Source organism: Myxacorys almedinensis A, from assembly GCF_010091945.1.
Taxonomy (GTDB): Bacteria; Cyanobacteriota; Cyanobacteriia; order Leptolyngbyales; family Leptolyngbyaceae; genus Myxacorys; species Myxacorys almedinensis.
Genome location: NZ_WVIE01000005.1, coordinates 12,951 through 37,347 on the forward strand (window position 1 = coordinate 12,951; position 24,397 = coordinate 37,347).

Sequence of the window (24,397 nt, forward strand, 5' to 3'; positions counted from 1 at the left end):
GATTGCTCTGCTTTGGGCAAAGAGCGAGTGAGGGCTGGCTCCTAAAGCATGAAGGCTCTAAACATTACTGCGGATATTACTGCGCGAGTTGCAATGCTCGCTTAACGATCGCATCTGCCGTAATGCCATTTACTGCCAGCAATTCACCCGGCGTTGCGGTCGTTTCCCCTCGTTTCCACGCAAACGTATCTCGCTTGGCTGTGCTTCGCAGCATCACTGGCTCTAGCATGCCGCTGACCCCGCCGCTAATGCCAATGACGACATCGCCACTAAACAATCGCTCAAAGGTCGCATCATCAGCAAAGTCGCCATCTGGCTCAGAGCAACTATCCCAGGCGACATCGTGAGGGCGATACAGCCGACGCGGATTTACAACCGAGACGACCCGCACCGAGTAACCTTGACCTTGCAGATTGGTTGCCGCTTCAAAGACAGGAGCGAGAATCATATCTCCCACCACTGCAAATACGATGGTTTGAGGTAGAGAACCTGCCAGTTCTTGGAGTGCGATCGCGCCCTCTTTCAATCCCTGTCTGGTCTGCTCAAAGGTCGTCCGAATCGGCAACGGCGACTTGCTTGATGTAATCACAACACCCTTATTCTGCGTCGTCAATGCCCACTCATAACATGCCTGAATGCTATTTGCATCGGGTGGAAACAGCGGAAAAACGTTGCCGTTTCGCATCATCGCCGCAAAGTAAGCTTCGATTTCGGGGCGTTGGTGAGTCCAGCCGTTGCGCCCTTGCTCTAAAGCGCCTGCGGTGAAGAGCGTGATCGTCGAAGGGGCTGGGCGTCGCAGTTCTGCCATGGCTTGGGTGACGGTTTGCCAAATCGGTAAGCCATTGATCGCAAACGATTCATACGAACACCACAGCGTCCGAGATCCCATCAGCGCTAGCCCGGCAGCGAGTCCAGCACAGGCATCCTCACTGAGCGGCTCATAAACCTGACCCTGGGGAGATTGGAAATAGAGCGGATCTTCGGTGGGGTGAATAATTTTGAGGGCTTGGTTGATATTCGCAATGCCGGAGGCTTCATTTCCGTCTGCGTTGGTGACCAGGAAGTTGCGATCGCGCCCGCCGACATGCCCAACTAATCGCCCCATCGCCGTGGTAGAAACCTTTGCCTCGCCGCCCACTTCATATTCTTCTAACGGCAACTGACCGAGATCAGGCAAAGGCAGCACCGATTCTGTCACGACCGTTTTACTGGCAGACCCACCGCCTGCCCGCTCACAGTTCGATCGCACCAATGCCCACGCCTCTGGAGTCAAGGCAAGGTTTTGCAGCGCTGCCACAATGTCGCTATGGTCTAACTTATGATGAGCATACAAATTGTGAGACTTCGAGCCTCTAGCATGGACGCCTGCACCTTTTAGCTGCTTAATGATAAAGACGGTCAGCGTTCCGCCTAGGGCAGATTTTGCAGCTTGGTCTGCCGCCGAGACCACCGCTTTTGCAAACTCGATGCGCCGCTCTAGCGAGAAGAGCGTGTTATCGGCATACGCACCCGGCTGGTTTTGGTCGTCGAAGTCTTTGGCATCTACCAACACCACTTGCTCAAACCCATTGCCTTTCCAGTAGGCAATCATTTCCTCGTTAGATTTGAGCGAGACCATGCTGTGATGCTCTTGCGAATAGCCATTCCATACCAGCACTGGTAGAAAATTGGTGACCGTTGGAAACGCCGTGTTGAAGTGCGCCATCGAACTCATGATGTAGGGTTCGCCCAAGCCCCCATCGCCGATCGTGAAGGGAAACAGGGTCTCGCGGTGCAAAAATGCGGCAGACATGGCGAAGTGTTGTCCCTGTCCTAACGGCCCGGCGGGGGCGAGAATGCCCGGAATGAAGCCGGAGAGGTGACCAAGTAGCCCGTGTTTTTCGCGGAAGCGATCGCGCAGGTGCTGTACGGTTTCGATGCCCATGGCTTCTAGCGATCGGTCTAAAAACATGGCGCAGTAAAAGCCGGGGGCGTGATGCCCGACTTCGGTGAGAATATTTTTGTGACCCAGCATCACAAACGCGGCGTAGGCTTCGGCTTGGCTGGCAAACCCACCGGGGTGACCAGACGCTTTGCTGGCGGTCATCTGCACGATCAAGTAGCGGAGAGCATCGGCGGTGAGCAGTGTTTGGTAGGCGGCGTTGGCATCGTGCGGATCGGCGATCGCACGTGCTCCATCTGCGATCGCACTAATCTTGCCATAGGTCTCAAAGCCGGGGATGCGATCGCTAAAATATTGAATCCCCTCGCAGAAGGCAGGCGCGGTAGAGGGCGAATTTGAAGTAACGGCGGTCATGCTTGGTTCCTGCTGTGTGTGTTGCCTAATTCATCATGGTACACAGCCCGTTGACCAAAACGGAAACAGCAGACCGAATATTGCTTCCGATCTTCTTTCGATTTGTATAAGTAAGCGTTATTAACGGAGAGGGAGGGATTCGAACCCTCGGAACCTTTCGGTTCATTCGATTTCAAGTCGAACGCGATCGACCACTCTGCCACCTCTCCCAGAGACAAACATTATATTAGCTTAGTTAGACGCTAACCAATACCAAATTAATCTGTAAATGCTACAGACGTGCGACCTCCCCCAACCCCTGCCGTCACTAAGGAGAGGAGCCGGAAAGCCCCTCCTGACCAAGGGAGGATGCCGTAGGCAGGGGGGTCGAGGATCGGTCGTAGTAAAAAATCAATTTGGTACAAGACGGTTGTTTGCTACTTGCGTGCTATTTGCGATGGCTGGCACGCAGCGTCGGAGCGTTTTCGACGAATTTCAGGCGCGGAGCCTGGTAGAGTACTTGCTCTGAGGCAACTTCAAAGTCTCGGTTGAGCCACAGCAACGATGCCTGAGAGACCAGACCCTGGTGCAACGTGACAATCGAGAAATTGCGGAAGCGATCGCCGTTTCGTTCTACAATTCTCGGCACATTCGCAGCATTGAGATAAACCGTTCCGGCGTGATCGACATGAATAGCACGGCGGGTTTGCTCTTTGGTGTGGCGCAGGGTGTGATGCATGTGCCCAAAGGTGGCAAAGGGAATGGTTTTGCCCAGTTGCCGAGTCTGTGCGATCGCGGCTGCGAAATCTGGATCACCATGATCGCCGCCGATCGGTTGCCAGTCTTTACCACAGGGATCTTCGGCTCCCTCGCCCATGCCGAGTGGTCCGTTATGTCCAATAAATAGCAGTGTGTCACACTGCGTAGCGCTTGCCGCGCTCACAATGCGCTCTGCCGATTCTTCAAAGCTCTGCACGCCAAAACGCTCTCGGTAAAAGCGATTGTTCTTCCAACTCGACCCGCCCCAGCTAAATGGGCGACTGCCTACAACGCTGAGATTCAACTCTGGAAAATCGAGCTTTCCAAACCCCACATGGGCGTCTCCCAAAAGATCTAGCTGCTGCTGCACTCGATCTTCTTTCATACGATCGTAGGGACATTTGCTAATGCCCCAATCGGTTGCGTTATACCAGGCATCGTGGTTGCCCATAATCGCCGCTTTCGGAATATTAATATTAGCGATTTGTCGCACAACCTCGACCGATTCGTTGCCAAAATCACCAACAAACAGGGCAAGATCAACGCCTAGATACTCCAGGGCGGCTTCATCTTCCGACTCCCATCGGTCGTGAATGTCCCCGATCGCGGCAATTCTAATTCCCTGACTTTCTGCCATGTGTCTATCCTTTGTGTCCAGAAGCCTTGTGCCTAGCTGCGTCTAAAAGAGCAGGGCGTAGCTCCCCTATCATGCCTTGTCTGCCATCGTTCTGTCTGCTACGGTGTGGGGCTACTCTCCTCATTGCTCACTCGTTAACCCAGGTAGATTTCCACGCAAGGCGCGCTTCTGCGATCGCATAATCTCGCTGTTTCTTGCGATACTGCTGCGCCAACGATTGAAATTGTTTTCTCAGAGCGCGGAGTTTGGCGCGATCGCTTGTCACACTCATATCGTTAAACTCAATTTCTGCCAAACGCAAATTTACCGCGATCACATGCACCATAGACGCAGGATCGGGCTTTTTCGATCGCATCGATTTTTCGCTGGCATCAATCAATAAATTCAGCAAATTAGGATGCCCAGACGATGGCTCGTTGCCTTTGGCTTTAGCCGCCGCTTCTAAAATCGGCGGGGGAACTTGTTTTGGCAAAATCTCGTGCTGTTGCAAAAGTTGATTGGCAGCTTGAGAGGTGATTTGCAGCGTTCTCACGATCGATCGCTCTACCGTAGATTGCCACTGACCGAGCAGATCGATCGGCGTTAGCGGCGGTTGCTCGGTCGAAGAGGAAATAGCTTTCGACAACAGGGCTTCTAGTTCGTTTTCATCCTCCAACTCCAACTCTTCGATCTCAGCGTCATGGCTCAGTAGCTCAAGGTCGTCATCGCTCAAGGTAAACTCTAGCTCTTCGTCGAGTTCATTCAAGGTGTCGTCGTCTTGAATCTCGGTTTCTTCGTCGGCTAGGGTGAGCGTGTCGAGCAAGTCATGTTCTGACTGCTTTGCCAAGTCGCGCAGGGCAGCTTGAAGTTGTTGGCGGTGGCTGAGCGATAGGGCAAGAAAGGCTTGAGGATAGCCTTCGGTGCAAATATGGTGGCACGACAAGATTAGCTGCTGGCGAGTGACCTGTCCCAACGTCTTTAGATAGCTGGCATAGGCGCTATGAAACTTTTCTTGCAGTTCCTCTACTGTGCGATCGAGGGCGGCAAGGTTTTGGGTAATTTGCTCGAGCGATCCGACCATCAATTCTCACCTGGGCGACAAAGCACGTTCTTCTAGACACGTTCTTCTAGGATAGACGAGGGGGAGGAGATAGGGGACATTTTACCGGGGTACCGCGCGGACGATCGCCGGATCAAAATTGCATCAGAACGTCTACCTTAGCAACAGATTTAGAACCGGATGGCACAGCAGAACCGATGGGGTGGAGCCTTTCTGCCCTGTGCTCAGGCTCTGAAGCTTTTTCGAGCTTGAAGCAAGCCCGCGTGTGAAGGGGAGCGTTTTGCGATATGAATAATCAGAAGATCCTCATGCCGTTTGGGTATGACTTGGAGTTATGGCTTGGACTCGTCACCACGTTTTGTCGCTCGCAGATTTTACGCCAGAGGAATACGATACCGTTTTGCAAACGGCGAGTAGTTTTCGCGAAGTGCTGTCGCGCCGTACTAAGAAGGTGCCAACCCTTCAGGGGCAGGTCGTGGCGAATCTGTTTTTTGAACCCTCTACGCGGACGCGCAGTAGCTTTGAGCTTGCCGCAAAACGGCTCTCGGCAGACACGCTAAACTTTGCGCCCGGCTCATCATCGCTGACGAAGGGAGAAACCATTCTCGATACGGCAAAAACCTATTTGGCGATGGGAACCGATATGATGGTGATTCGCCATAAAGAAGCGGGAGTGCCCCGTGCGATCGCAGATGAGATGGATCGTTTGGGCGTCAAAGTTGGGGTTCTCAATGCTGGCGATGGGCAGCACGAGCATCCGTCCCAGGGCTTGCTCGACTTGTTTACCATCTGTTCGCTGCTCGATGCAAATACTCCTCGGTTAGGGCTGTTGCAGGGGAGAAAAATTGCGATCGTGGGCGACATTCTGCATTCACGAGTCGCACGATCCAACATTTGGAGCCTTACCGCAAGCGGAGCCGAGGTGCATTTAGCCGCGCCGCCAACGCTGTTACCCAAAGAGTTTGCCGATTTTGTAACAGAAGATGGGCTGCCTCGAAAGCTCGTTGTCCATTGGTCGCTCGATCCAGCGCTGACAGATGCCGATTTTGTGATGACGTTGCGCTTGCAAACAGAGCGAATGACCGATCATCTCTTGCCCAGTTTGCGAGAATATCATCAGCAGTTTGGCATTACCCGCGATCGCTTGCGGCAGTGTCAACCGGGCGTCAAGGTTTTGCATCCAGGACCTGTCAATCGGGGTGTAGAAATTAGTTCGGATCTGATGGATGACCCGGAATTTAGTTTGATTTCACAGCAGGTCACAAGCGGTGTTGCCGTGCGGATGGCATTGCTGTATCTGATGGGCGGCGGCAAGGTTGGATGACTTAGAGATCGCCAGATTTGTACTGCTTAGACTTATACTGCGTGAACCCGATGAGTAGCAGTAGGGCGATTGCCAGTCCAAACGCTGTGGCAGAAAGCGCCAACTGACCCGACTGCCGCACTGCGATCGCAATCAGTGCCCAAACGATCACAAAGCCAAAGGCTGCATCCTGAAATTGAATCGTGATGATGGTTGTCATGGCGGCTGCGATCGCAAGCATCACCCCTGTCCACACGACAGGAGCAATGCCCCAACCATCCCAACCTGAGATATATAGGGCTGATGCCACGTTCACGATCGATGCTACACTGATCCATCCAAGGTAAAGACTGATTGGAATTTGACTAAAGATTTTCTCGTCTTGAGCTACCCGATTTGCCCCGCGAAGCTCGGAAGACTCCATCCGGCTCCACCCATAGGCAGCAATCAGGCTTAAGAGAATGCCGAACATTAGCACCACAGATAGCCAAAACTGTTGAGCGGTAAAAAGAAACACCCAAACCATTTGAAACACACAAGCTGCCACAATCGGAGCGCGCACTTTCTCTAAACGGGCGTTATCTCGCTGCGCCGGAGACGCCTGATAAATACCAAAAGCAATCAGCCCAATGTAAATCAAGCCCCAAATAGCGAAGGCATAATTTGCGGGGGTGATCAAAACAGGGGCAAAAATCGTGTTGGAAATTTCTCCAATGTTTTGTCCACTGATCGGAAAGAAGTTGGAAAGGGCATTGATAATAATTGCTGCCAAAATCGAAATGATGACCGCACTTTGCCACACCTTGTTCTGAGAAGAACCCTGTTGAGAGCCTTGCATATGTTTTTCCTTAACTCACTCTTTCAGGTTAACAAAGCGATTTAGCCTAACCTCCAACTAACGGCTTGATCCATTCTGAGGGGTTTGCTCTTTTGCAAAATCTTAGGGCGGTGCGGCGCGTTTCTGGGGAGTTGAGTGAAGCCGCGATCGCGCCCATCCCCAAAGTGCAATTTTTCTACTGCTATAACTTCCAATGTGAGCAACACAACGATTAAGGTCAAGAAACTTTGCAGACGCAGACAACCTTTGCCACTCAGCCAAGTATCTTTATAGGATGGGCGTGCAGCAGAATTATGATGCGGCTGTTTGGGCTGTAACCCCCACCGTTGCATAGTAAATTGCCCAGGCATTTCGATCTTCTGAGAATAGACAATACTGCTCAATATCGTCTTGGGTTGCTTCGCCTGTGGCAATATATTTTTCTGCAAGTTGCACGGTAGACATCTTCATCACTGTTGCTATGCCTGAACCACCATTGGATAGGGGAACATCATTTTCCACAGATAGCTGCCGTAAGCCGAGCGTTTGAAATGTTGCAGGCAATTTAACACCCAATGCATAATCCATGTTTCTATCTGCAAACATCTGCAAAATAGCTCGATTCACTCGATTCACCGAGTCACAAGCCCTTTCCTCGCCAGTGATCGCTCTTGCCGCTGAGAAATCAGGCTCCTCAATGACGATCCATCCACCCGGCTTGAGCAAATCTAACATTCTTGCCAACGCTACTTGGAAGTCTGGAATGTGGATGAGAACATAACGGGCATGAACAAGATCAAAAGAGCGATTTTCAAGCGAAAGATGCCGAATGTCAGCTTCCAAAACCTCAACGTTAGGTAATTGAATATTCGCGACAAAACGAGTATCTAAATCAACAGCAACAACTTTGCCATTTTCTCCAACAACTGCTGCCATCCACTGCGCGACCGACCCTGCTCCTGCTCCAACTTCAAGGCAACGCCAATCTACTGTAATTCCGGTTGCTTGAATCCGCTTGCGGCTTGCTAGATCAAAGACTTGCTCAATTGCCTGAAGTCGTTCAAGTTCTTTGACATATTGAGAATCAGTAAAAACGTATTGAGACTTTGACATTTATACCTCTGCTCAACTGTGCAAGCCGACACAAATCCAACTCTAATTGCTACCTCAAAAATTGACAAGTGTACCGCCTTATTGATAACCAAAGTCTAATAACAACTGGGTTCAGCAGCGACCAGTAACACCAAAACGAAATCATAAGACTTTGACCCGTCTGCTCCAACCGAGTGATTAGGTTTTATCATTGTGTACCACTGTTATGGTTATTTTCCCGTTTCTATTGGGCTGAACTATTCCGTCTATGATCCCCAATCTGGGTAACGCTGAAAGAAACGCGCCTCACAATAGTTATTACTCACTCCCAACAGGGCAGAAAGCAACTTTTGAATGAGTCGAAATAATTATCACTTCCCCAATCAGAAATAAATCCAAGTTCACAAAAAAGGAGCCGCGATCGTAGGTTTAGATCGTGACTCCGATACGTATCAAAACAGGTAGGCTGGTTTGGCTTACTTGATCGAAACCTTACCGCCAGCTTCCTCAATCTGTTTCTTGATGTCTTCAGCTTCAGCCTTTGCTGCACCTTCTTTGATGGCTTTAGGAGCAGCTTCTACAAGGTCTTTGGCTTCTTTCAGACCCAATCCAGTAATCGTCCGAACGACTTTAAGAATTGCAATCTTCTTATCAGCCGGAACTTCTTCCAAAATCGCGTCAAACTCGGTCTTTTCTTCAACTTCTTCCGCCACTGCCCCGCCGCCTGCGCCCGGAGCCATCATCATCATGCCCCCCGCCGGAGCCGCCGCGCTAACGCCAAACGTCTCTTCAATTTGCTTGACGAGTTCAGAAGCTTCCAAAAGGGACAACCCCTTTAACTTTTCTACAATTTCATCAGTAACAGCAGACATGAGTTAACTCCTTGAAAATAATGAGTGAAATCGAACCGTAGCAGCCGATTAAGCCGCCTCTTCCTTCTCGGAAATTTGCTGGATAGCACGAGCCAAACCAGACGGCACTTCGTTGATGCCAACTGCCAACTGAGTTGCCACACCATTAATTGCGCCAGCAATTTGGGCAATGAGTTGCTCTTTAGAAGGGAGATCAGCGATCGCTTTCAAGTCTGCCTCTTTCAGCAGCTTGCCTTCCATAACGCCGCCGCGCATCTCAGTCTTTTTAGTGACCTTCTGAAATTCTTGGTAGGCCTTAATCGCCCCACCAAGATCATCTTGAACAATCACAAAAGCAGAGTCGCCTTTGAGGATTTCGCTAACAGGCTGCCATCGCTCATCGCCCTGAATCGCAATATTCATCAGGGTATTTTTCGACACGGTGCAAACCGCACCCTTTGGGCGAAGCCGATTTCGCAAGTCAGAAATTTCAGCAACCGTCAGCCCACTGTAATTAACGATGAACATTAACTGAGCAGTACTGAGCGACTGTTGAATTTCCGCAACAGCGTTTTTCTTGTCTTGCAGCGTTTTTCCCATTCGTTTTCACCTCCTTAAACTGGGGATTTGTGAGACAAAAATTGCCCTCACATTCCAAACAAAAAACCTCGATTTGGGTAAACCGAGGTCGCTTAATTTCTACGTGCCGTTGCAAAGCGGCAGACGAGAAATCAAACCTCGGCAGGACATTAAGCCTAAAGCCCCTGCTATCTTTGGTTTGGAATATTTAGTTAGAGCAAAATGCTTCGATAGTGTGCCTCTAAAACGGGTTAGGCTGCCTCAAGCTTGAGGTCGCGCAGAGCATTTACATCCACCTGGATCGACGGACCCATCGTTGAAGACACATATATCGTACGCCAATAGCGACCCTTTGCACCAGAAGGACGGTTACGATCGACAGTTTCTTGCAGAGCTTTGAGGTTGACCAGCAAATCTTGTGCCGAAAACCCCGCTTTGCCAAACATGACGTGAACAATCCCCGTCCGGTCTGCCCGAAATTCGAGCTTTCCAGCTTTGAACTCTGCGATCGCTTGCGGCAAATCAAACGTAACTGTACCGCCCTTAGGAGACGGCATCAACCCACGAGGCCCCAAAACCCGACCCAGTTTTGCCACTTGCGGCATCATATCGGGCGTGGCAATCAGCAGATCAAAATCCATCATGCCTTTGGCGATGTCCTCGATCAGTTCTTCAGAACCCGCCAGATTAGCCCCTGCACTCGTTGCTTCAGCCACCTTTTCGCCCCGAGCAATCACCGCAACCCGAACATCTTGACCTGTGCCTTTGGGCAAGGCAACCGTCGTTCTAAGCTGCTGATCGGTATATTTTGGATCGATGCCCAAGCGAATATGGGCTTCAGCCGATTCAGGAAATTTTGCGGTCGCGGTCTCTTTCAACAAATTTAGCGCTTCCAAAGGCTCGTAAGGACGATCTTCTACCTTTGCCAGCAATTCTTTCAATCGCTTTGATACTTTTGGCATTGCTTTCTCCTGGGGTCATAGCGAGGAAGTCCTCTCCCCCAATAAATAATGTGGGCGGTGAATTACTTGACAGTTACACCCATATTCCGGGCGGTTCCTTCAATAATTTTCATGGCAGCTTCAATGTCATTCGCATTAAGGTCAGGCATTTTAGTTTTGGCGATGTCCTCAAGCTGAGCGCGGCTAATACTGCCGACTTTCTTTTTGTTCGGTTCGCCAGAACCTGTGGAAATTCCTGCGGCTTGAGCAATCAACTTCGATGCCGGAGGCGTTTTCAAGATAAACGTAAAACTCCGGTCTTCGTACACCGAGATTTCTACCGGAACCACCATTCCTGCTTGATCCGCAGTTCTGGCGTTATATTCCTTGCAGAACATCATGATGTTGACCCCATGCTGACCGAGGGCAGGACCGATCGGCGGCGCAGGGTTTGCTTTGCCAGCGTTAATCGCCAGCTTAATCACGGCGGTGATTTTTTTAGCCATCGGTTACTCTCTATCGATTAGATCTTCTCAACTTGGTTGACTTCCAGTTCTACTGGCGTATCTCGCCCGAAGATTGAAAGCAGCGCCTTGAGTTTACTGCGCTCTGGGCTAACTTCGATGACTTCGCCTTCAAATTCCTTAAACGGACCTGAAAGCACTGTGATCTTGTCGCCTGCTGCCAGATCAATTTTTCTGACTGGCTCCTGCTCTTGAGACTGCTTGAAGATGCGTTCCACTTCTGAGTGTCCCAAGGGCATTGGTTTGACGTGACCCCGCCCGCGCCCATAGCGCCGCTTTTGCTCTGCGCCGACGAAGTTGATCACGTTGGGAGTGTTCTTGACGACCTGCCAACTCTCATCATCCATTAACATCCGGATCAAGACGTAGCCTGGAAATACTTTCTCGGCGGCTTCCTTCGAGCGTCCATCTTTTTGATGTCTGAGGATGGGAGTTTCAGGAATCTGAACTTCCAAAATTCGATTGGCAACGTCGAGGGTATCAATACGCTGCTCTAGGTTGGCTTTAACACGCTTTTCGCAGCCCGACGCGACCTGCACGGCATACCACCGCGCCTTGCCTGGCTGAAGATCGTCTGGGCTATCGTCGGAGCGATCGTCAAACTGCGTTTCGTCTGAGGTATAGGTCATCCAAACACCTTCCCTTGTCCCCACTGAAACAACTGGTCAACCAAGTAAATCAGGGTTGCTGACAGCGTAACCATCAAGATCACAGCGACGGATTCGCTGATGAGTTGCTGACGGCTAGGCCAAACCACCTTGCTGAGTTCTTCCTTGGTTCCGTCGATAAACGAGCTTGGGTTAAATCCAGTGTTTTGCTCTTGGATAGACGCTTCTTCTTTTTTTGCCACAGTGTTCAGCGCTCCATCATGTCGGGTAAATCAGAGACTCACGTTAGCGAGCCATCTGAGCGGGTGAAATCCGATAGATGATCGGAAACCTTTATTTTAGGCTAATCCGCAATTCTCAGCTAAAAGAGGACACAATCTCATACGAACGGCGGAGTGTGCCCCCAAGCTATGAGTTGATCAGCGACTCAAGCTGCACCGAGATGCAATAGCCAAGACAAATTCAGAGTATTCAGCGCGCCCTGGAGGACTTGAACCCCCGACATCAGGTTTTGGAGACCTGCGTTCTACCAACTGAACTAAGAGCGCGTGAGCCGAATGACTCTGAATGCTTAATCTTTACTATCTGTTCTTTGCTATTTGTATAGTCTAACAGGTCTTGGAATCGCAAGGTCTGGGTTATGGGTTTTCCTGCGGAGTATTGCCGCAGGCGTCTTCTAGCCCTGATCGCTTGAGCTTAGGTGAGGGCGCGATCGAAGCGCTGCTTCAGGCGGGTTGCCTTACCGATACGATCGCGTAAGTAGTAGAGCTTTGCCCGGCGCACTCTTGAGCGACGCAAGATCTTGATGGTCTCGATGCGAGGGGAATGAACGAGGAAAACCCGCTCTACGCCGACGCCTTGAAAGGTCTTACGGACGGTGATGGTTTTGGAAATGCCAGCACTTGCCATGGCGATCACAACGCCTTCATAGGGCTGGGTGCGCTCTTTCTCGCCCTCTTGAATGATCACGCCAACTTTGACGGTATCGCCAATCTGGATATTCGGCAGATCTGACTTCATTTGCTCCGCTTCGATCGAGCGGATGATTTCTTGCGCTTTCATAAAGGGCGTTAAAACTCACAATTCCTCACTTTAGCTTATGCAAGGGCGTTCCGTCTAGAGTCCGTCTAAAAACTTTTGCAACAATCGTTAATTCACACTTAAGTTCCTACTCTAATGCCCCCTTGGGGGATTGAATTCGGCAATCTAGGTAGCTTTACTGACGTTAGGAAAAGACACTGCTCTGCATCACGAGCGACAGCCAAAGGAATTTACCCATGTTCGCAATATCTTCCCTGTTTCAGCCTCAGCTAGCCTTGCACATTCCCGATGGCTTTCTGAGCTTGCCTGTCATTCTAGTTACTTGGATTCTGGCGATCGCGCTGATTGGCATTAGTCTTCAGCGTGTCCAAGCGACCTACCAAGAACGCGCCGTTCCGCTGATGGGGGTGTGTGCTGCATTTATTTTTGCCGCACAGATGATTAATTTTCCCATTCCGGGCGGTACGTCGGGGCACTTGCTGGGCGGCACGTTGGCAGGAGCCTTGTTAGGACCGTGGGCGGGATCACTGGTAATGGCAGTGGTTTTTGTAGTGCAAACCCTCTTGTTCCAAGATGGCGGCTTGACGGTGCTGGGAGCCAACATTGTGAACATGGGGCTGATTGGCACGTTTGGCGGATATTATCTCTATAAAGTAATTCGCTCAGTGCTGGGGCAAGACTCGCTGCGGGGTGTCTTGGTAGGAGCCGCGATCGCAGCGTGGATGAGCGTTTTTGTCTCAGCCATTGTCTGTGCCATTCAGCTTGCTATTTCGGGCACGGTTCCGCTTGCGGTAGCAATATCAGCGATGGCATTTTGGCACTTCATGATCGGCATCGGAGAAGCGATCATCACGGTGGCTGCCCTAAGCTACATTTGGCGCACCCGTCCAGACATGTTTCACAGACCGCCCCGCCATGCCATAGCAGATAAGTCGCGCTCCTATTCAGCGCGTTAGAGTTGTGCCACAAATCTGCCTTGCCTATCGTTCGTTAAAAAAGGAAAAGTTGGCTATGAGTGATGCTTCCAGAACTAGAAATCGGGCGTTTGTCCTGACGGGATTAGGAATTTCTCTGTTGATTGCGGTGTTTGTGTCACCTTTTGCAAGCGGCGATCCAGACGGTCTCGATCGCGTGTCGCAAGATCAAGGGTTTGATGAGAGAGCGGTGGAAGATCCGATCACCCACAGGCTGCCGTTTTATCAGCTATTTGATGAGTATGCCGTGCGGGGTGTGCCAGAACAGGTGGCAACCCCGATCGCAGGGCTAGTGGGTACGTTGGCTGCATTTGGGCTAGCTTGGGGAGCAGGAAAAGTGTTGATTCGCAACAAACACGAACGAGGCGATGAGATGTAACTTTGAACGCGCAGACTGATGGAATTTAGAATTCCGCCTGATGATTTCCAAGTGATCTGTTTTGTTTTACATCTTATTCTGTCTACTTAACCTACTGCTCAGTTCCGAATGCTTTTACATCTTGGAGCCGCCCACCTCGCGACCGAACGTCAGACAAACACAGTTTGGGCGAGGTTGACGGCGCGATCGCGTCTTTTGTGTGTGCTGCTGCTGGTTTTTGCAATTGCCCTTACTCCAAACGGGCGCTGGTGGACTTGGGCAACCTATGGAGGCGCGATCGCACTGCTGATTTTAGTCAGTCGGGTGCCTTGCCTGCCTTTGCTAAAGCGAGTAGCAGTCGAACTTATTTTTGTGGGTGTTGTGCTCATCGGCACGTTGTTTCGTCAGGGCGGAGATGTGTTGTTCCACTGGGGATGGATACAGATTACAACTGAAGGTGTTACCGTTTTGGGTAGCGTTACCTTAAAAGCATTTTTATCGCTTCTAACTGTGAATATTCTCATTCTCACAACGCCCATTACAGCATTGCTCCATGCGTTAGCTGAACTGAAGACGCCGCCGCTATTAGTCGCCATTTTTTCATCGATGTATCGCTACATTTATGTGTTGATTGATGAATTTAATTCTATGCAGAGAGCAGCGCGATCGCGCAACTTGATGAGCGATCCCCGGCGGCAGCGTACCGTGATTGGCAATATGATTGGCTCTTTGTTTATCCGAACCTATGAACGGGGCGATCGCGTGCATCAAGCCATGCTGGCACGGGGCTATTCAGGATTGCCGCCCCTTGCAGACCTGACCAAATCATCAAGTCTTGATGTTGCTGCGCTCACGTTCACTGCTGTTATTTTGCTGATTGGTCAAGCGATTTATCTGTAATTCATGCATCACAATCCAATCACAATTTACAATCTCAGCTATTGCTACCCCGACGGCATCAAAGCTCTCAACTCGGTAAGTCTGTCGATCCGAGCGACTGAGCGAGTCGCGTTGGTAGGTGCAAACGGCTCAGGAAAATCAACGCTATTGATGCATTTTAATGGCTTAATTGCACCCCAGGTTGGCGAAGTGATTGTCGGTGAATTGAGCGTTGAACCTCGAAATTTGAAGCAGATTCGCAACTTTGTGGGGCTGGTGTTTCAAAATCCTGACGATCAGATTTTTATGCCGACGGTTTGGGAAGACGTAGCGTTTGGATTGCTAAATCAAGGCATTAGAGGTGCAGAATTAGATCACCGCGTTGCTCATGCTCTCAAATCGGTGGAGCTTGAGCCAGATCTCTATGGCGCTCGCAATGCCACTGGGCTATCTGGCGGCGAGAAAAAACGAGTGGCGATCGCAGGAGTTTTAGCGATGCAGCCACAGGTGCTTGTCTTGGATGAACCCTCCGCCCAACTCGATCCGCGATCGCGCCGTCGATTAATTGAGTTATTAGATGCATTGCCTCTGACCCAACTGATTGCCACTCATGATTTAGATCTAGCGGTGGAGTTGTGCGATCGCACCATTGTTCTGAGCGAAGGACAAGTTGTATACGATGGTGATACTCATCGTGTCATGAGCGATCCGGAACTGCTTGAGAGACATGCTTTAGAATCACCACTTAGTTATAGCCGTCCCTATTGTCAAATCGAACATTCTCCTTTGGTGTAAATTGCCACCCTAAACTACGGAAGATTTGTATTGCGTGAAGACTAGTTTTAGCAATTTAGACTGGTAAGTTTTCAACTATTTTCCAACCTACATCCAACCTACAATCGGGATGGTTACTTGGATAACTTATGTATAATTGGCTTCCACAAAAAGTTGAGCAGGCACAACAAATATTAAACGCTCAAGACATTGAATTAGGATTCAAATTCAACCCTCCTGCTAGTCAAGCTGAAATCCAGCGCTGTGAAGAAGAGCTTGGCTTCATTTTGCCTGATAGCTACAAAAAGTTTTTGAAATTCAGCAACGGAGCCAATATTTTTTGCAGCGATCAGCCGAGATTTGAGAATACTCAGACTACGACATCCTGGTATGCTGATAGCGGAATTCTGATTCAAAGCACAAGCTCAATTATTCCATTTAATCAGTTTCAAGATAAGGTTTACGTTGAGGAGGAGGATGGTGAGAAAAAATATATTGCTTTTTGTTATTTAGGCTACATAGGTACAGGTGATTTTTGCAGTTTTGACCTCACAAGTTCTGTTGATTCAGAGTACAAAGTACTCGACAGTGAACATGACTGTTCGTTTGAAGAGTGGCAAGCAGAACACATTATTGCCAACTCTTTTGAAGACTGGCTCCTCAAAATTTTTGATGAAGTGATTCAAAACAACGGTCATCCAGAATATTGGATTCCATATCACCTTTGCGAGGATGATATCTTGTACCTCGATTAAGAGGCGTAGCGGCTGTTAAAAGCCCATAAAGAGGCGCTACAGTAGAACCTACACTCGTCGAGGGTCTTCAAAGCGAAGATTCCAATCCTCTCTTGAAAGGTGTTTCATCGTCTTATGTCTTTTCTGACTTTTTTACGGCGATATCGTCTGCCTAGCCTACTGTTTGCCCTCTGTCTCAGTACCGCGCTTTTGACAGGAGAAGTTCCGCTCTTAGAAGCTGCAAATGCTGTCGAAGTTCCTGCAACACCATTAACCACCCAATCAGTCCGCAAGACCGTGCTTGAGAATGGACTCACGGTTTTAACGAAAGAAGTACCCACTGCGCCTGTTGTCACTGTGCAAGTTTGGTATCGCCTGGGATCGCGTGACGAGGCTCGCGGTGTCAATGGCATCGCTCACCAGCTTGAACACTTAATGTTTAAAGGCACCCAAGATCGCCCGATTCAGTTTGGTCGATTGTTTAACGCGCTGGGCAGTCAATCCAATGCATTCACAAGCTATGACCAAACGGCATATTTCGGAACAGTCGAGCGTGATAAGCTGCGATCGCTCCTCGCCCTCGAAGCCGATCGGATGCAAGGCGCACTGATGACGGCAGACGCCCTGAAGAGCGAAAATCGCGTCGTAATTTCTGAATTGCAAGGCTATGAAAATAGTCCAAGTTATCGCCTCAGTCGCGCGGTGATGAAAGCTGCAATGCCAACTTCTCCCTATGGGTTACCCGTCGGCGGAACGAAAGCTGATGTGGAAAAATTTACGATCGAGCAAATTCGCTCTTATTACCAAAACTATTACAGCCCTAATAATGCAACGCTGCTGATTGTTGGTGACTTCCAAACCGAACCGACTTTAAAGGCAGTTGAAGACCTGTTTGGAAAAGTGCCGAATCGCGGTAGAGCGGCTCAAGCGGCGACCGATACACCAATGGCTCAAGCACAGATCCCTCAAAGAGCATCCGAGGCACAAAAAGCGAACAGTCCAAACAACGCGCCTCAGAATCCTGTGAAGTCGCCGATCGTTCTTCGCGAACCGGGTAGTGCCTTTTTGATGCAAGCCGTTTACCCCCTGCCCGCTGCCAAGCATGCCGATGTTCCTGCCATCAATGTTCTCGATTCAGTTTTAACTCAGGGGCGTAGCTCTCGCTTTTATCAAACCTTGGTCGAAGGCGGACTTGCCAGCGACTTTAGCGGGTATGCCGCCACCATGATTTCCGACGGCTGGTATCACCTTTCTGCCACCGCCGCGCCAGAGCAAACTTTGACCAAGCTAAGCCAAGCGGTCGAATCGGTTTTGGCAGATATTCGTAGCAAAGGAGTGACACCAGAAGAATTGCAGCGCGCGAAAACTCAGTTGCGATCGTACATTCTGCTCCGAAACCGCGATGTTACCAGTCAAGCCTTTCAGCTTGGCGATGACCAGACCACGACCGGAGATTACCAGCGCACCGATCGGCTGTTAGCGGCGATCGAGACCGTTTCTGCGGCAGATATTCAGCGAGTTGCCAAAGCATATTTTACCCCTGAGAAGCTGACGCTGGGCTACTTTGAGCCAAGTACATTCGATAAAACAGCAGGCGGCACGGCAAGCCCTGGTCAAACGACAGGACAAACGGTCGAGCAGTTTAATGCAGGCCCGCCTGTTGCTCCGTCTCTAGTTGCAAAATACCTTCCAGCTATAGCAAAAGCGCCAAATCAACCCGCCCAAGCCCTACCTGAAAAGGTTGTGTTGCCAAATGGGTTGCGGGTTCTGTTGCTGAGAGACCCAAGCACTCCAACAGTGTCTCTGAGCGCTCATGTGTTGGCGGGTCAGGAGTTTGATCGGGCAGAAAAATCAGGTCTGGCAAAACTCACAGCAGATAATCTCACGAATGGCACAACCACAAAAGATGCGCTAACGCTAGCGAAAACGCTAGACGATCGCGGGATCAGTTTTGAAATTAGCGCCAATCGCGAAAGTGTGTTGATGAATGGAAGTGCCTTGATTGAGCACCTGCCGATATTGATTCAAACAATGGCAGATGTAACGCAAAATGCATCGTTTCCAGAACAGGAACTGGAACTGAGTCGGCAACGAGCAATCACTGCGTTGAAAGTGCAGATGGATAACCCCCAATACGTGGCGCGGCAAGTCTTTCAGCAAACGATTTATCCTGAAAATCATCCCTTTCATTCTTTTCCAACGGAAGCAAGTTTGAGTGCGATCGCACGTCAAGATCTAGTGGACTTTCACAAAGCTCACTATCGCCCTGATACGACGATCATTGCGTTAGTCGGCGATTTTGATCCGGCAGCGGTAAAAACCCTTCTGCAAAACGAACTAGGCAACTGGAAGGCAGAAGCGAAAGCGCCCATGCTTGTGTTGCCTACGGTTGCCCAGCCCACTCAGGTAGTGCGTCGCTATCAAGGGATTCCGGGTAAAACTCAATCGGTAACCTTGCTCGGAAATGCGGGCATCGATCGCAAAGATCCGCGTTTTTACAATGCGCTGGTGATGAACCAAATTTTGGGCGGCGATACGTTATCGAGTCGGCTAGGCGGAGAGATCCGCGATCGCCAAGGGTTGACCTACGGAATCTACAGCTATTTCCAAGCCGGAAATCGGCAAGGTCCATTCTTGGTGTCAATGCAAACTGCGCCCGAAGATGCGGATAAAGCGATCGCCAGTACGCTCAAGCTGTTAGAGCAAGTTCGCACTCAAGGCATTGAGACCGCAGAACTGACAACAGCCCAACGATCGTTAACAAGTAGCTACCCGGTAGATTTAGCAAATCCAGAGAGTTTGACAAATACGATTCTAATGAACGAAGTCTACGGTTTGAATGTTGCGGAGTTGCGCCAGTATCCCAACCAAATTGAACGGGTGACCCAGGCTCAAGTCGATCGAGCGGCTAACGAACTGTTGCATCCTGACAGAATCGTAGTTGTTACAGCCGGACCTCCAAAATAGTTCATACCTCAGAAACATACATCCTAATTTGGGCAACGCGAAAACCACTAGAATAAATCCTCCAACCAGCACCAAGCTTTGTCCCAACCACCACATGAAACGGCTTCTTGTCCTAATATTTTGTTGAACGATTCCAGATGCAAGAAACCAGGGAAAACATGCGATCGCAATCGGCAACCAAATTTCCAACGAGATAAATTTTTACACGTATCTCGGCTCAACGCGTATTTAACGGGTTCGCATTGCCATTTTGAAATCATCTTGCCTGGAAAGGGAGCGGTGAATCTATTGGCATTGTTGACTATGCGAGGGGATGGGGCGAAGTTGTGATGTGACGTTGAAGAGTACCCTTTAGGGTAATTGTCAAGTCAAAGCATAATAGACATTCTAAAAGAGTAAGTCAACTCATTACTTCGGGTTGCGTATCCCCAACTTCCCAGGAGGAACCGTTATAAGCTTATCCCTCAGATATTTTGCTAGTAAATTCGCATGAATCGGTATTTCGGCATCCACCAGATGAAGAAATAACTCGCCAACAGCATCTGTACTTTACCTCAACATTTGTACTTTACCTCAACCCAACCTAAACAGGTTTTATATTTCATTTGTTCCACCTACTTAGCAGTCCTTAGTGATTTATCAGCCTGAAAGGTTCAGCGATCTCAAGATCTCAAACACGCATTCCTTTAAAGAAATCAATTTTGCATAAAATTCACTTTTTCTACGTAAGTCATCATTAGCAACCAAGAGAAATAAGTGTTCTTTCTACTTGCAATTGACTTAGCATCATCAATTCAACGGTGCAAATTCAACGGTGCAAATTCTGTAGAGACACATCATTCACTCATTCAAAGGAATTTTCCCATGAATAACAAAACCCGCAACTACTTCCATTGGTTAAGACTGCTCACAATCCGCAGGTGCGTCTGGCGTAATGCAACGACAGCGGCTCTGGCAATGGGGGCATTCGCTGTCTTGGCACCATCGGCAGATGCAGCCATAATCACCATGTACTGGGATGAGGGGCATTTAGATGGCTTTGCACCCACGGCTGGGATGAGGATATCTGGTAATCACTACGGGAATCAAATTGAAATTCCTGCCCATGCCTGTGGATTTCGGCTGGGAAACCATGATTGGGATGGTGGCTGGCATTTCGCGGAACCCCGGAAGCCGGGATCCTTTGTCAGGTATGCCGGGCGGACCTATTCATCTGACTCGTTTGGCACGGGTCCCATAGAAGCGATCGGTCCTATTAACAGCGACTGTAGCACCAGTACGGGGCTTTACGAATTTCAAACGCCTGCATCTAGTAGCATCACCGGTTCCGAAATGCCCCCTGGTGCAGGTTCTTTTGTAGCAGATGTTTACGACGGATCGGACATCGAATGGCTCGATTCCAGAGGCAAACCTATCAAGCTTAAAGAAGAAAAACCTGCCAAACCCCCCAAGCTGCCGAAGGAATTCTTTGAAGATTTGAGCAAGCAAGGCTGCATCCAGGATTTTGAGCAAAAACAACATTGTGAGAAGTCGTCTGCTTTGATGCCTCAACCAGGGGACAAAATTCGCTCAATCAGTCTGGCACCTGCTCCCTCAGGTCAAACAACGTTAGCCTTGACCGCACCCAACACCGCTTTGAACACCGGCAGCAGCGCTTCCAGACAGAGCAACAAAGTAGAAATTAGCTGTCCTGCTGAACTCATCCTCAAGGGCACCATTTCCAAGAGTCATGGGTTCGACCCAGCAACCGTTCAGTATCGCTTTCGCTGGACACACGGACCTATTTCCACCGTCTTCTCAACCTTTGTTGCAGAAAACACTGCGTCTGTCCTCCACAAGGTTCCCCTACCATTGCCTGCTCCAGTCCAGAGCGGTTCTACTCCAGGGCAAGGAGTTGGTAATGATCAAACCATTGATCCCGTTTTCCAATCCGATCGCGGCGATGACGGTGGTAACAGTGGTGGTGGACACAGCATTTCACCTCCTGTCTTGACGGACAAGCCCCTGCCTAGCAACGAGCATAAGAGTGCTGTGCGATTGGAGATCGTTAACATCGAGAACGGTGATGTGGTGGCATCCAACTGGTGGAACTACCATGTCTCCTGCAAGCCCAGGGGTAACAACGGAGTCAGCGGACCCCGTGATTTCGAGAACAAATAGAGGTGCGTATTTTCACAACTTCGGGTTCATGTCAGCTTTTGGTGAATCTGTACAGTGCCAAATTAAATGACGTTAGGACAAATTCGTGTCATCAAGCAAGTCTGATCGCTGCACGTTTTCAGTAATTTAGTGTGATGCGAGTTTGTCCGTTCCCTGCACGTACTCAAAGCTAATGCTAGAAAAGACAGGTTTCACACCCTTGATGACATTAATTTGGCACCGCGATAAATAAAAAGTCAGTGTACATAATTCATAAAGGCTGTTTACTATGTGTCGATAGAAATGTCGTTAGTTCTTCACGAGTTGGCAAGGATGGTTGCGCCCTGGCTTTCGTGACGGATAAAGCTGCGATCGCAGACGCTTGTATCATCGCTTGCTGGAGTGATAAACCTGTGGCTAAACCCGCCGCTAAACCTCCATTAAAAGCGTCTCCAGCCGCGACCGTATCTATTGCTTTCACAGGAAAACTAGGAATCAAAAATGTTTCAGTTTCGGTTAAACAAAATGCACCTAATTTACCAAGTTTTATGATCACCGTTGCAACACCGCGCTGATGAATTAGCGTTGCGGCTCGCATTGCGCTCTCTTGATCCTCTACCGCAAACCCGGCGAGTTGACTCGCTTCCACTTGGTTTGGAGTTAGGATATCAACCAACGAATACAGTTCCATTGAAATCGTTTGGGCAGGAGCCGGATCGAGAATCACCGTCACCCCTGCTTGTTTTGCCGCTTGAGCCGCCGCTACCACCGCTTCTAACGGAATTTCAAGCTGTAAGAGGAGAACCTTTGCATGCGGCAAAACCTGCTGCAATCGCGCCAAGTCAGCCTGCCCGACTCGCCCATTTGCACTGGGAACGACAATAATGTTGTTTTCGCTGGCATCATCCACCGCGATCGCAGCCACACCCGAATGAATCGACGCATCAGTTAAGACGCGATCGCACCCTACCCCATTGGCAATTAATCCCGCCAACAAGTCCTGCCCAAACGGATCGTTTCCCACTCGTCCGACTAACTCGGTTGCCACGCCCAATCGAGCCACGGCAACGGCTTGATTAGCTCCTTTTCCTCCCGATATCATTTCAAACGAATGTCCAGTCAAGGTTTCGCCCGCAACAGGCAAGCGAGGCGTCCGGGTCACGAGATCCATGTTGATACTGCCAAATACGATCGCGCTCATAGGGATTAACGGGAATTAACGTGAGTTCGACGAGTTTTTTCGCTTCGTTGACAGCGGCTTCTGCCCCCTAAATCCCTCATTTTGGGGGACTTTGAACCGGAAGTTTGGGCTTGAAGTCCCCCATTCTGGCAGGGCTAATTTATTGTGACAGGCATAAAAGTCGAGGAATATCATGGGCAATTTCTTGTAACGCTTGGGTCTCTGACGGCAGGCGCTGATACGGGAGTTCCAGGGCTTGAATCAAGGCATCTTTGTGCCGATTGGCAACTCGAGCGCCATGTACCCTTGGCATTGGCTCAGGATGCCGAGACTGATCAACAGCAGCACATCCACAGGGGGTAGCGTCTAGCGCGTGCCGCCCGGCAGTCAGGAACGGTTTTGAGAGGGTCGATGAGGCTGACGCTCAGGGTTGGTTTGAGTTACGTCCCGCCAGCCTAACTTATCTACAACCACAATAAATCAGCCCTGCCCAGAATGGGGGGATTTAGGGGGCGACCAGGGTTACAAGCCCTGGAAGATGCATCCCTTGATTCAGCACCGTCAACAAAATATTACGATAACTGGACGCACGCTCAATTTAAGGCAGTCGATTGTCCTCACTAATAGTATGGATTGCTTAAATGTCAGTCTTCGGCTACTACAAATTAGGATTAATGATCGATCCCATGAATAGAATCTCACCAGTTTTATTATCTCGAATCGCGCAAAAGAACGGACGATTAACCACCATATCAAACGGAGGTTCCTCTATCTGAACTGACGTGACTGTAATTCCCACAGATGTCACTGCTGCTGCTTCAGTGCCTTCTTCGTTGACTTCTACAAAAGTCTTATGTTTGACCTGGTTAATATTCGTTTCTACATCGCTCAAGCGGGAAAAATCTGCTTTTGATTTATCGAAGGCAACCGCCATTCCCAGGGCAGACAAAGCCTCTTTCAATTCAATATCATACGACAATTTAAATCGCGGAATTTGAACCGATCCTTGCCGTTGGCTAAACTGCCCCATCCAAGTTTGCCAATTCTCAGAGTTCAGCGTTTTATGAAAATCGGATAGGCTCGATTTTTGGCTCGGCAAAAACAGATACAGACTCATCTGTTCGTTTCCATAGGGCAAACTTACAGCTTGAAACTGATCGTTTTCGTAGTAACGGTATTTACCTTTCTGCTGCATCAAAGGATGCTGTTTTTCCTTCCCATTAGCCAAATAAAACGAGCGCGCCTCAGTCTGGTTCTTATCAAATTCGTTTGTCCATTTGCCATTGAAATAGATGGCATTTATTAAAAACATGACCTGATCAGGTCGAATTTGATCGATAATTTCGCTGATTTTGCCATTAGTCTTTTCGTTGACCCAACCGTTGATTTCGCGAGGTGCAGCAGCAGAATTGAAATCTAATGTTTTAATTTCAGCATCATAAAACGTTTGATTACGTTTGATAAACTCAGAATTAAATGAAACTCCGTTTCGTGCCCACAAAGAATTTGCGATCGCAACGGTGACACTCGGATCACCCTTCTCTAAATTAGTCTTTAAATTTGCATTGGCTTGGTTCAATTCACTTAAACTTAACCCTTGCAGTTGCAGTGCGTTTGCCATTGCTTGCTGCGTTTCTCCGCTTGCTCCGTTATAGGTCATCGACAGCGCGATCGCAACACTCGACGGAGAAACAAATACATTTTTCTGAGTATCTTTCTTTAAAATTTCCGAGAACAATTTAAAGCCAAACCGTGTATTTGCCGCCACTAGTTTGGGGTTAACCATCTCTACATTCTCCTGCTTAACGGTTGACTTAGGAGAGGGTGTTGATGTTGCTGCACCCGAACAACCTAAAGCACTCAGCGCCACGATCGCAGCGATCAAAATAACTCCAACTCTTGAACCCATGCGCGACGTTTTCATAG

The 24,397-nt window shown here is 49.4% G+C and carries 24 protein-coding genes, 2 tRNA genes and 1 other annotated feature; of the genes, 9 read left to right on the top strand and 17 right to left on the bottom strand.

Annotation, left to right across the window (positions count from 1 at the left end; all coding sequences use genetic code 11):
- Nucleotides 1-76 precede the first annotated feature (76 nt).
- The 4 genes from GS601_RS05275 to GS601_RS05290 form a co-directional block, all read right to left on the bottom strand.
- Nucleotides 77-2,296, bottom strand: coding sequence for a phosphoketolase family protein (locus GS601_RS05275; protein WP_162422233.1), 2,220 nt, complete (start codon nucleotides 2,294-2,296; stop codon nucleotides 77-79).
- 124 nt (nucleotides 2,297-2,420) lie between these two features.
- A tRNA-Ser gene (locus GS601_RS05280) sits at nucleotides 2,421-2,505 on the bottom strand.
- 218 nt (nucleotides 2,506-2,723) lie between these two features.
- Nucleotides 2,724-3,671 carry a TIGR04168 family protein gene (locus GS601_RS05285; RefSeq protein WP_162422234.1) on the bottom strand — a complete coding sequence of 316 codons (948 nt, stop codon included), beginning with the start codon at nucleotides 3,669-3,671 and terminating at the stop codon, nucleotides 2,724-2,726.
- 127 nt (nucleotides 3,672-3,798) lie between these two features.
- Nucleotides 3,799-4,731: a hypothetical protein gene (locus GS601_RS05290; protein WP_162422235.1), complete on the bottom strand. Its 933-nt coding sequence runs from the start codon at nucleotides 4,729-4,731 to the stop codon at nucleotides 3,799-3,801.
- A gap of 313 nt (nucleotides 4,732-5,044) precedes the next feature.
- Here GS601_RS05290 and GS601_RS05295 point away from each other — a divergent pair, with 313 nt between their 5' ends.
- Complete coding sequence (locus tag GS601_RS05295) at nucleotides 5,045-6,034, top strand: aspartate carbamoyltransferase catalytic subunit (protein ID WP_162422236.1); 990 nt, start codon at nucleotides 5,045-5,047, stop codon at nucleotides 6,032-6,034.
- A 1-nt stretch (nucleotide 6,035) separates the two neighbouring features.
- Here GS601_RS05295 and GS601_RS05300 read toward each other — a convergent pair whose 3' ends face one another.
- Nucleotides 6,036-6,851 (bottom strand): tryptophan-rich sensory protein, encoded by an 816-nt coding sequence (locus GS601_RS05300; protein WP_162422237.1) that lies wholly within the window; start codon nucleotides 6,849-6,851, stop codon nucleotides 6,036-6,038.
- Nucleotides 6,852-6,943: 92 nt separating this feature from the next.
- On the opposite strand from GS601_RS05300, the gene GS601_RS23515 reads away from it, so the two are divergent.
- Entirely contained in the window at nucleotides 6,944-7,066 is a 123-nt protein-coding gene (locus tag GS601_RS23515; RefSeq protein ID WP_274381934.1) for a hypothetical protein, read from the top strand.
- A 76-nt stretch (nucleotides 7,067-7,142) separates the two neighbouring features.
- Here the strand turns inward: GS601_RS23515 and GS601_RS05305 are convergent, their stop codons facing one another.
- The 9 genes from GS601_RS05305 to rplS all read right to left on the bottom strand — a co-directional run bounded on the left by GS601_RS05305 (nucleotide 7,143) and on the right by rplS (nucleotide 12,487).
- Complete coding sequence (locus GS601_RS05305; RefSeq protein ID WP_162422238.1) at nucleotides 7,143-7,943, bottom strand: class I SAM-dependent methyltransferase; 801 nt, start codon at nucleotides 7,941-7,943, stop codon at nucleotides 7,143-7,145.
- Between the two features lie 455 nt (nucleotides 7,944-8,398).
- Nucleotides 8,399-8,794 carry a 50S ribosomal protein L7/L12 gene (rplL, locus tag GS601_RS05310; protein WP_162422239.1) on the bottom strand — a complete coding sequence of 132 codons (396 nt, stop codon included), beginning with the start codon at nucleotides 8,792-8,794 and terminating at the stop codon, nucleotides 8,399-8,401.
- Nucleotides 8,795-8,842: 48 nt separating this feature from the next.
- Complete coding sequence (rplJ, locus tag GS601_RS05315; RefSeq protein ID WP_162422240.1) at nucleotides 8,843-9,373, bottom strand: 50S ribosomal protein L10; 531 nt, start codon at nucleotides 9,371-9,373, stop codon at nucleotides 8,843-8,845.
- 51 nt (nucleotides 9,374-9,424) lie between these two features.
- Nucleotides 9,425-9,568 (bottom strand) — a sequence feature (ribosomal protein L10 leader region).
- Between the two features lie 35 nt (nucleotides 9,569-9,603).
- Nucleotides 9,604-10,314, bottom strand: coding sequence for a 50S ribosomal protein L1 (gene rplA, locus GS601_RS05320; RefSeq protein ID WP_162422241.1), 711 nt, complete (start codon nucleotides 10,312-10,314; stop codon nucleotides 9,604-9,606).
- Nucleotides 10,315-10,376: 62 nt separating this feature from the next.
- Complete coding sequence (rplK, locus tag GS601_RS05325; RefSeq protein ID WP_162422242.1) at nucleotides 10,377-10,799, bottom strand: 50S ribosomal protein L11; 423 nt, start codon at nucleotides 10,797-10,799, stop codon at nucleotides 10,377-10,379.
- A 17-nt stretch (nucleotides 10,800-10,816) separates the two neighbouring features.
- Nucleotides 10,817-11,446 carry a transcription termination/antitermination protein NusG gene (nusG, locus tag GS601_RS05330; protein ID WP_162422243.1) on the bottom strand — a complete coding sequence of 210 codons (630 nt, stop codon included), beginning with the start codon at nucleotides 11,444-11,446 and terminating at the stop codon, nucleotides 10,817-10,819.
- Nucleotides 11,443-11,667, bottom strand: a complete 225-nt coding sequence (secE, locus tag GS601_RS05335) for a preprotein translocase subunit SecE (protein WP_162422244.1) — start codon at nucleotides 11,665-11,667, stop codon at nucleotides 11,443-11,445. Before secE ends, nusG begins: the two co-directional genes overlap by 4 nt.
- Before the next feature lie 233 nt (nucleotides 11,668-11,900).
- A tRNA-Trp gene (locus tag GS601_RS05340) sits at nucleotides 11,901-11,973 on the bottom strand.
- A gap of 148 nt (nucleotides 11,974-12,121) precedes the next feature.
- Nucleotides 12,122-12,487 carry a 50S ribosomal protein L19 gene (gene rplS / locus GS601_RS05345; RefSeq protein WP_162422245.1) on the bottom strand — a complete coding sequence of 122 codons (366 nt, stop codon included), beginning with the start codon at nucleotides 12,485-12,487 and terminating at the stop codon, nucleotides 12,122-12,124.
- Nucleotides 12,488-12,702: 215 nt separating this feature from the next.
- Here rplS and GS601_RS05350 point away from each other — a divergent pair, with 215 nt between their 5' ends.
- The 7 genes from GS601_RS05350 (at nucleotide 12,703) to GS601_RS05380 (ending at nucleotide 21,312) form a co-directional block, all read left to right on the top strand.
- Nucleotides 12,703-13,422, top strand: a complete 720-nt coding sequence (locus GS601_RS05350) for an energy-coupling factor ABC transporter permease (protein ID WP_162422246.1) — start codon at nucleotides 12,703-12,705, stop codon at nucleotides 13,420-13,422.
- 55 nt (nucleotides 13,423-13,477) lie between these two features.
- Nucleotides 13,478-13,819, top strand: a complete 342-nt coding sequence (locus GS601_RS05355; RefSeq protein ID WP_162422247.1) for a PDGLE domain-containing protein — start codon at nucleotides 13,478-13,480, stop codon at nucleotides 13,817-13,819.
- A 108-nt stretch (nucleotides 13,820-13,927) separates the two neighbouring features.
- Nucleotides 13,928-14,698 carry a cobalt ECF transporter T component CbiQ gene (cbiQ, locus tag GS601_RS05360; protein WP_162422248.1) on the top strand — a complete coding sequence of 257 codons (771 nt, stop codon included), beginning with the start codon at nucleotides 13,928-13,930 and terminating at the stop codon, nucleotides 14,696-14,698.
- A 3-nt stretch (nucleotides 14,699-14,701) separates the two neighbouring features.
- Nucleotides 14,702-15,472, top strand: coding sequence for an energy-coupling factor ABC transporter ATP-binding protein (locus tag GS601_RS05365; RefSeq protein ID WP_162422249.1), 771 nt, complete (start codon nucleotides 14,702-14,704; stop codon nucleotides 15,470-15,472).
- Between the two features lie 128 nt (nucleotides 15,473-15,600).
- Complete coding sequence (locus GS601_RS05370) at nucleotides 15,601-16,206, top strand: SMI1/KNR4 family protein (protein WP_162422250.1); 606 nt, start codon at nucleotides 15,601-15,603, stop codon at nucleotides 16,204-16,206.
- Between the two features lie 114 nt (nucleotides 16,207-16,320).
- A complete protein-coding gene (locus GS601_RS05375; protein WP_162422251.1) occupies nucleotides 16,321-19,152 on the top strand; it encodes a M16 family metallopeptidase in 2,832 nt (943 codons plus the stop codon).
- Nucleotides 19,153-20,016: 864 nt separating this feature from the next.
- Nucleotides 20,017-21,312: a hypothetical protein gene (locus GS601_RS05380; RefSeq protein WP_162422252.1), complete on the top strand. Its 1,296-nt coding sequence runs from the start codon at nucleotides 20,017-20,019 to the stop codon at nucleotides 21,310-21,312.
- 250 nt (nucleotides 21,313-21,562) lie between these two features.
- Here the strand turns inward: GS601_RS05380 and rbsK are convergent, their stop codons facing one another.
- The 3 genes from rbsK to GS601_RS05395 form a co-directional block, all read right to left on the bottom strand.
- Complete coding sequence (gene rbsK / locus GS601_RS05385; protein WP_162422253.1) at nucleotides 21,563-22,492, bottom strand: ribokinase; 930 nt, start codon at nucleotides 22,490-22,492, stop codon at nucleotides 21,563-21,565.
- A 139-nt stretch (nucleotides 22,493-22,631) separates the two neighbouring features.
- Nucleotides 22,632-22,784, bottom strand: a complete 153-nt coding sequence (locus GS601_RS05390; RefSeq protein WP_162422254.1) for a hypothetical protein — start codon at nucleotides 22,782-22,784, stop codon at nucleotides 22,632-22,634.
- Nucleotides 22,785-23,129: 345 nt separating this feature from the next.
- Complete coding sequence (locus tag GS601_RS05395) at nucleotides 23,130-24,395, bottom strand: serpin family protein (RefSeq protein ID WP_162422255.1); 1,266 nt, start codon at nucleotides 24,393-24,395, stop codon at nucleotides 23,130-23,132.
- Nucleotides 24,396-24,397: the final 2 nt, after the last annotated feature.

Excerpts from the sequence above, each read along its gene's own strand:
- GS601_RS05300 (WP_162422237.1), bottom strand. The coding sequence starts at position 6,851 with ATGCAAGGCTCTCAACAGGGTTCTTCTCAGAACAAGGTGTGGCAAAGT.
- GS601_RS05355 (WP_162422247.1), top strand. The coding sequence starts at position 13,478 with ATGAGTGATGCTTCCAGAACTAGAAATCGGGCGTTTGTCCTGACGGGA.
- GS601_RS05370 (WP_162422250.1), top strand. The coding sequence starts at position 15,601 with ATGTATAATTGGCTTCCACAAAAAGTTGAGCAGGCACAACAAATATTA.
- GS601_RS05380 (WP_162422252.1), top strand. The coding sequence starts at position 20,017 with ATGAATAACAAAACCCGCAACTACTTCCATTGGTTAAGACTGCTCACA.
- GS601_RS05305 (WP_162422238.1), bottom strand. The coding sequence starts at position 7,943 with ATGTCAAAGTCTCAATACGTTTTTACTGATTCTCAATATGTCAAAGAA.
- GS601_RS05395 (WP_162422255.1), bottom strand. The coding sequence starts at position 24,395 with ATGAAAACGTCGCGCATGGGTTCAAGAGTTGGAGTTATTTTGATCGCT.
- cbiQ (WP_162422248.1), top strand. The coding sequence starts at position 13,928 with ATGCTTTTACATCTTGGAGCCGCCCACCTCGCGACCGAACGTCAGACA.
- nusG (WP_162422243.1), bottom strand. The coding sequence starts at position 11,446 with ATGACCTATACCTCAGACGAAACGCAGTTTGACGATCGCTCCGACGAT.
- rplK (WP_162422242.1), bottom strand. The coding sequence starts at position 10,799 with ATGGCTAAAAAAATCACCGCCGTGATTAAGCTGGCGATTAACGCTGGC.
- GS601_RS05285 (WP_162422234.1), bottom strand. The coding sequence starts at position 3,671 with ATGGCAGAAAGTCAGGGAATTAGAATTGCCGCGATCGGGGACATTCAC.
- rplS (WP_162422245.1), bottom strand. The coding sequence starts at position 12,487 with ATGAAAGCGCAAGAAATCATCCGCTCGATCGAAGCGGAGCAAATGAAG.
- GS601_RS05375 (WP_162422251.1), top strand. The coding sequence starts at position 16,321 with ATGTCTTTTCTGACTTTTTTACGGCGATATCGTCTGCCTAGCCTACTG.
- GS601_RS05275 (WP_162422233.1), bottom strand. The coding sequence starts at position 2,296 with ATGACCGCCGTTACTTCAAATTCGCCCTCTACCGCGCCTGCCTTCTGC.
- GS601_RS05295 (WP_162422236.1), top strand. The coding sequence starts at position 5,045 with ATGGCTTGGACTCGTCACCACGTTTTGTCGCTCGCAGATTTTACGCCA.
- GS601_RS05350 (WP_162422246.1), top strand. The coding sequence starts at position 12,703 with ATGTTCGCAATATCTTCCCTGTTTCAGCCTCAGCTAGCCTTGCACATT.
- rplL (WP_162422239.1), bottom strand. The coding sequence starts at position 8,794 with ATGTCTGCTGTTACTGATGAAATTGTAGAAAAGTTAAAGGGGTTGTCC.
- GS601_RS05290 (WP_162422235.1), bottom strand. The coding sequence starts at position 4,731 with ATGGTCGGATCGCTCGAGCAAATTACCCAAAACCTTGCCGCCCTCGAT.
- GS601_RS05390 (WP_162422254.1), bottom strand. The coding sequence starts at position 22,784 with ATGCCAAGGGTACATGGCGCTCGAGTTGCCAATCGGCACAAAGATGCC.
- rplJ (WP_162422240.1), bottom strand. The coding sequence starts at position 9,373 with ATGGGAAAAACGCTGCAAGACAAGAAAAACGCTGTTGCGGAAATTCAA.
- GS601_RS05365 (WP_162422249.1), top strand. The coding sequence starts at position 14,702 with ATGCATCACAATCCAATCACAATTTACAATCTCAGCTATTGCTACCCC.
- rbsK (WP_162422253.1), bottom strand. The coding sequence starts at position 22,492 with ATGAGCGCGATCGTATTTGGCAGTATCAACATGGATCTCGTGACCCGG.
- rplA (WP_162422241.1), bottom strand. The coding sequence starts at position 10,314 with ATGCCAAAAGTATCAAAGCGATTGAAAGAATTGCTGGCAAAGGTAGAA.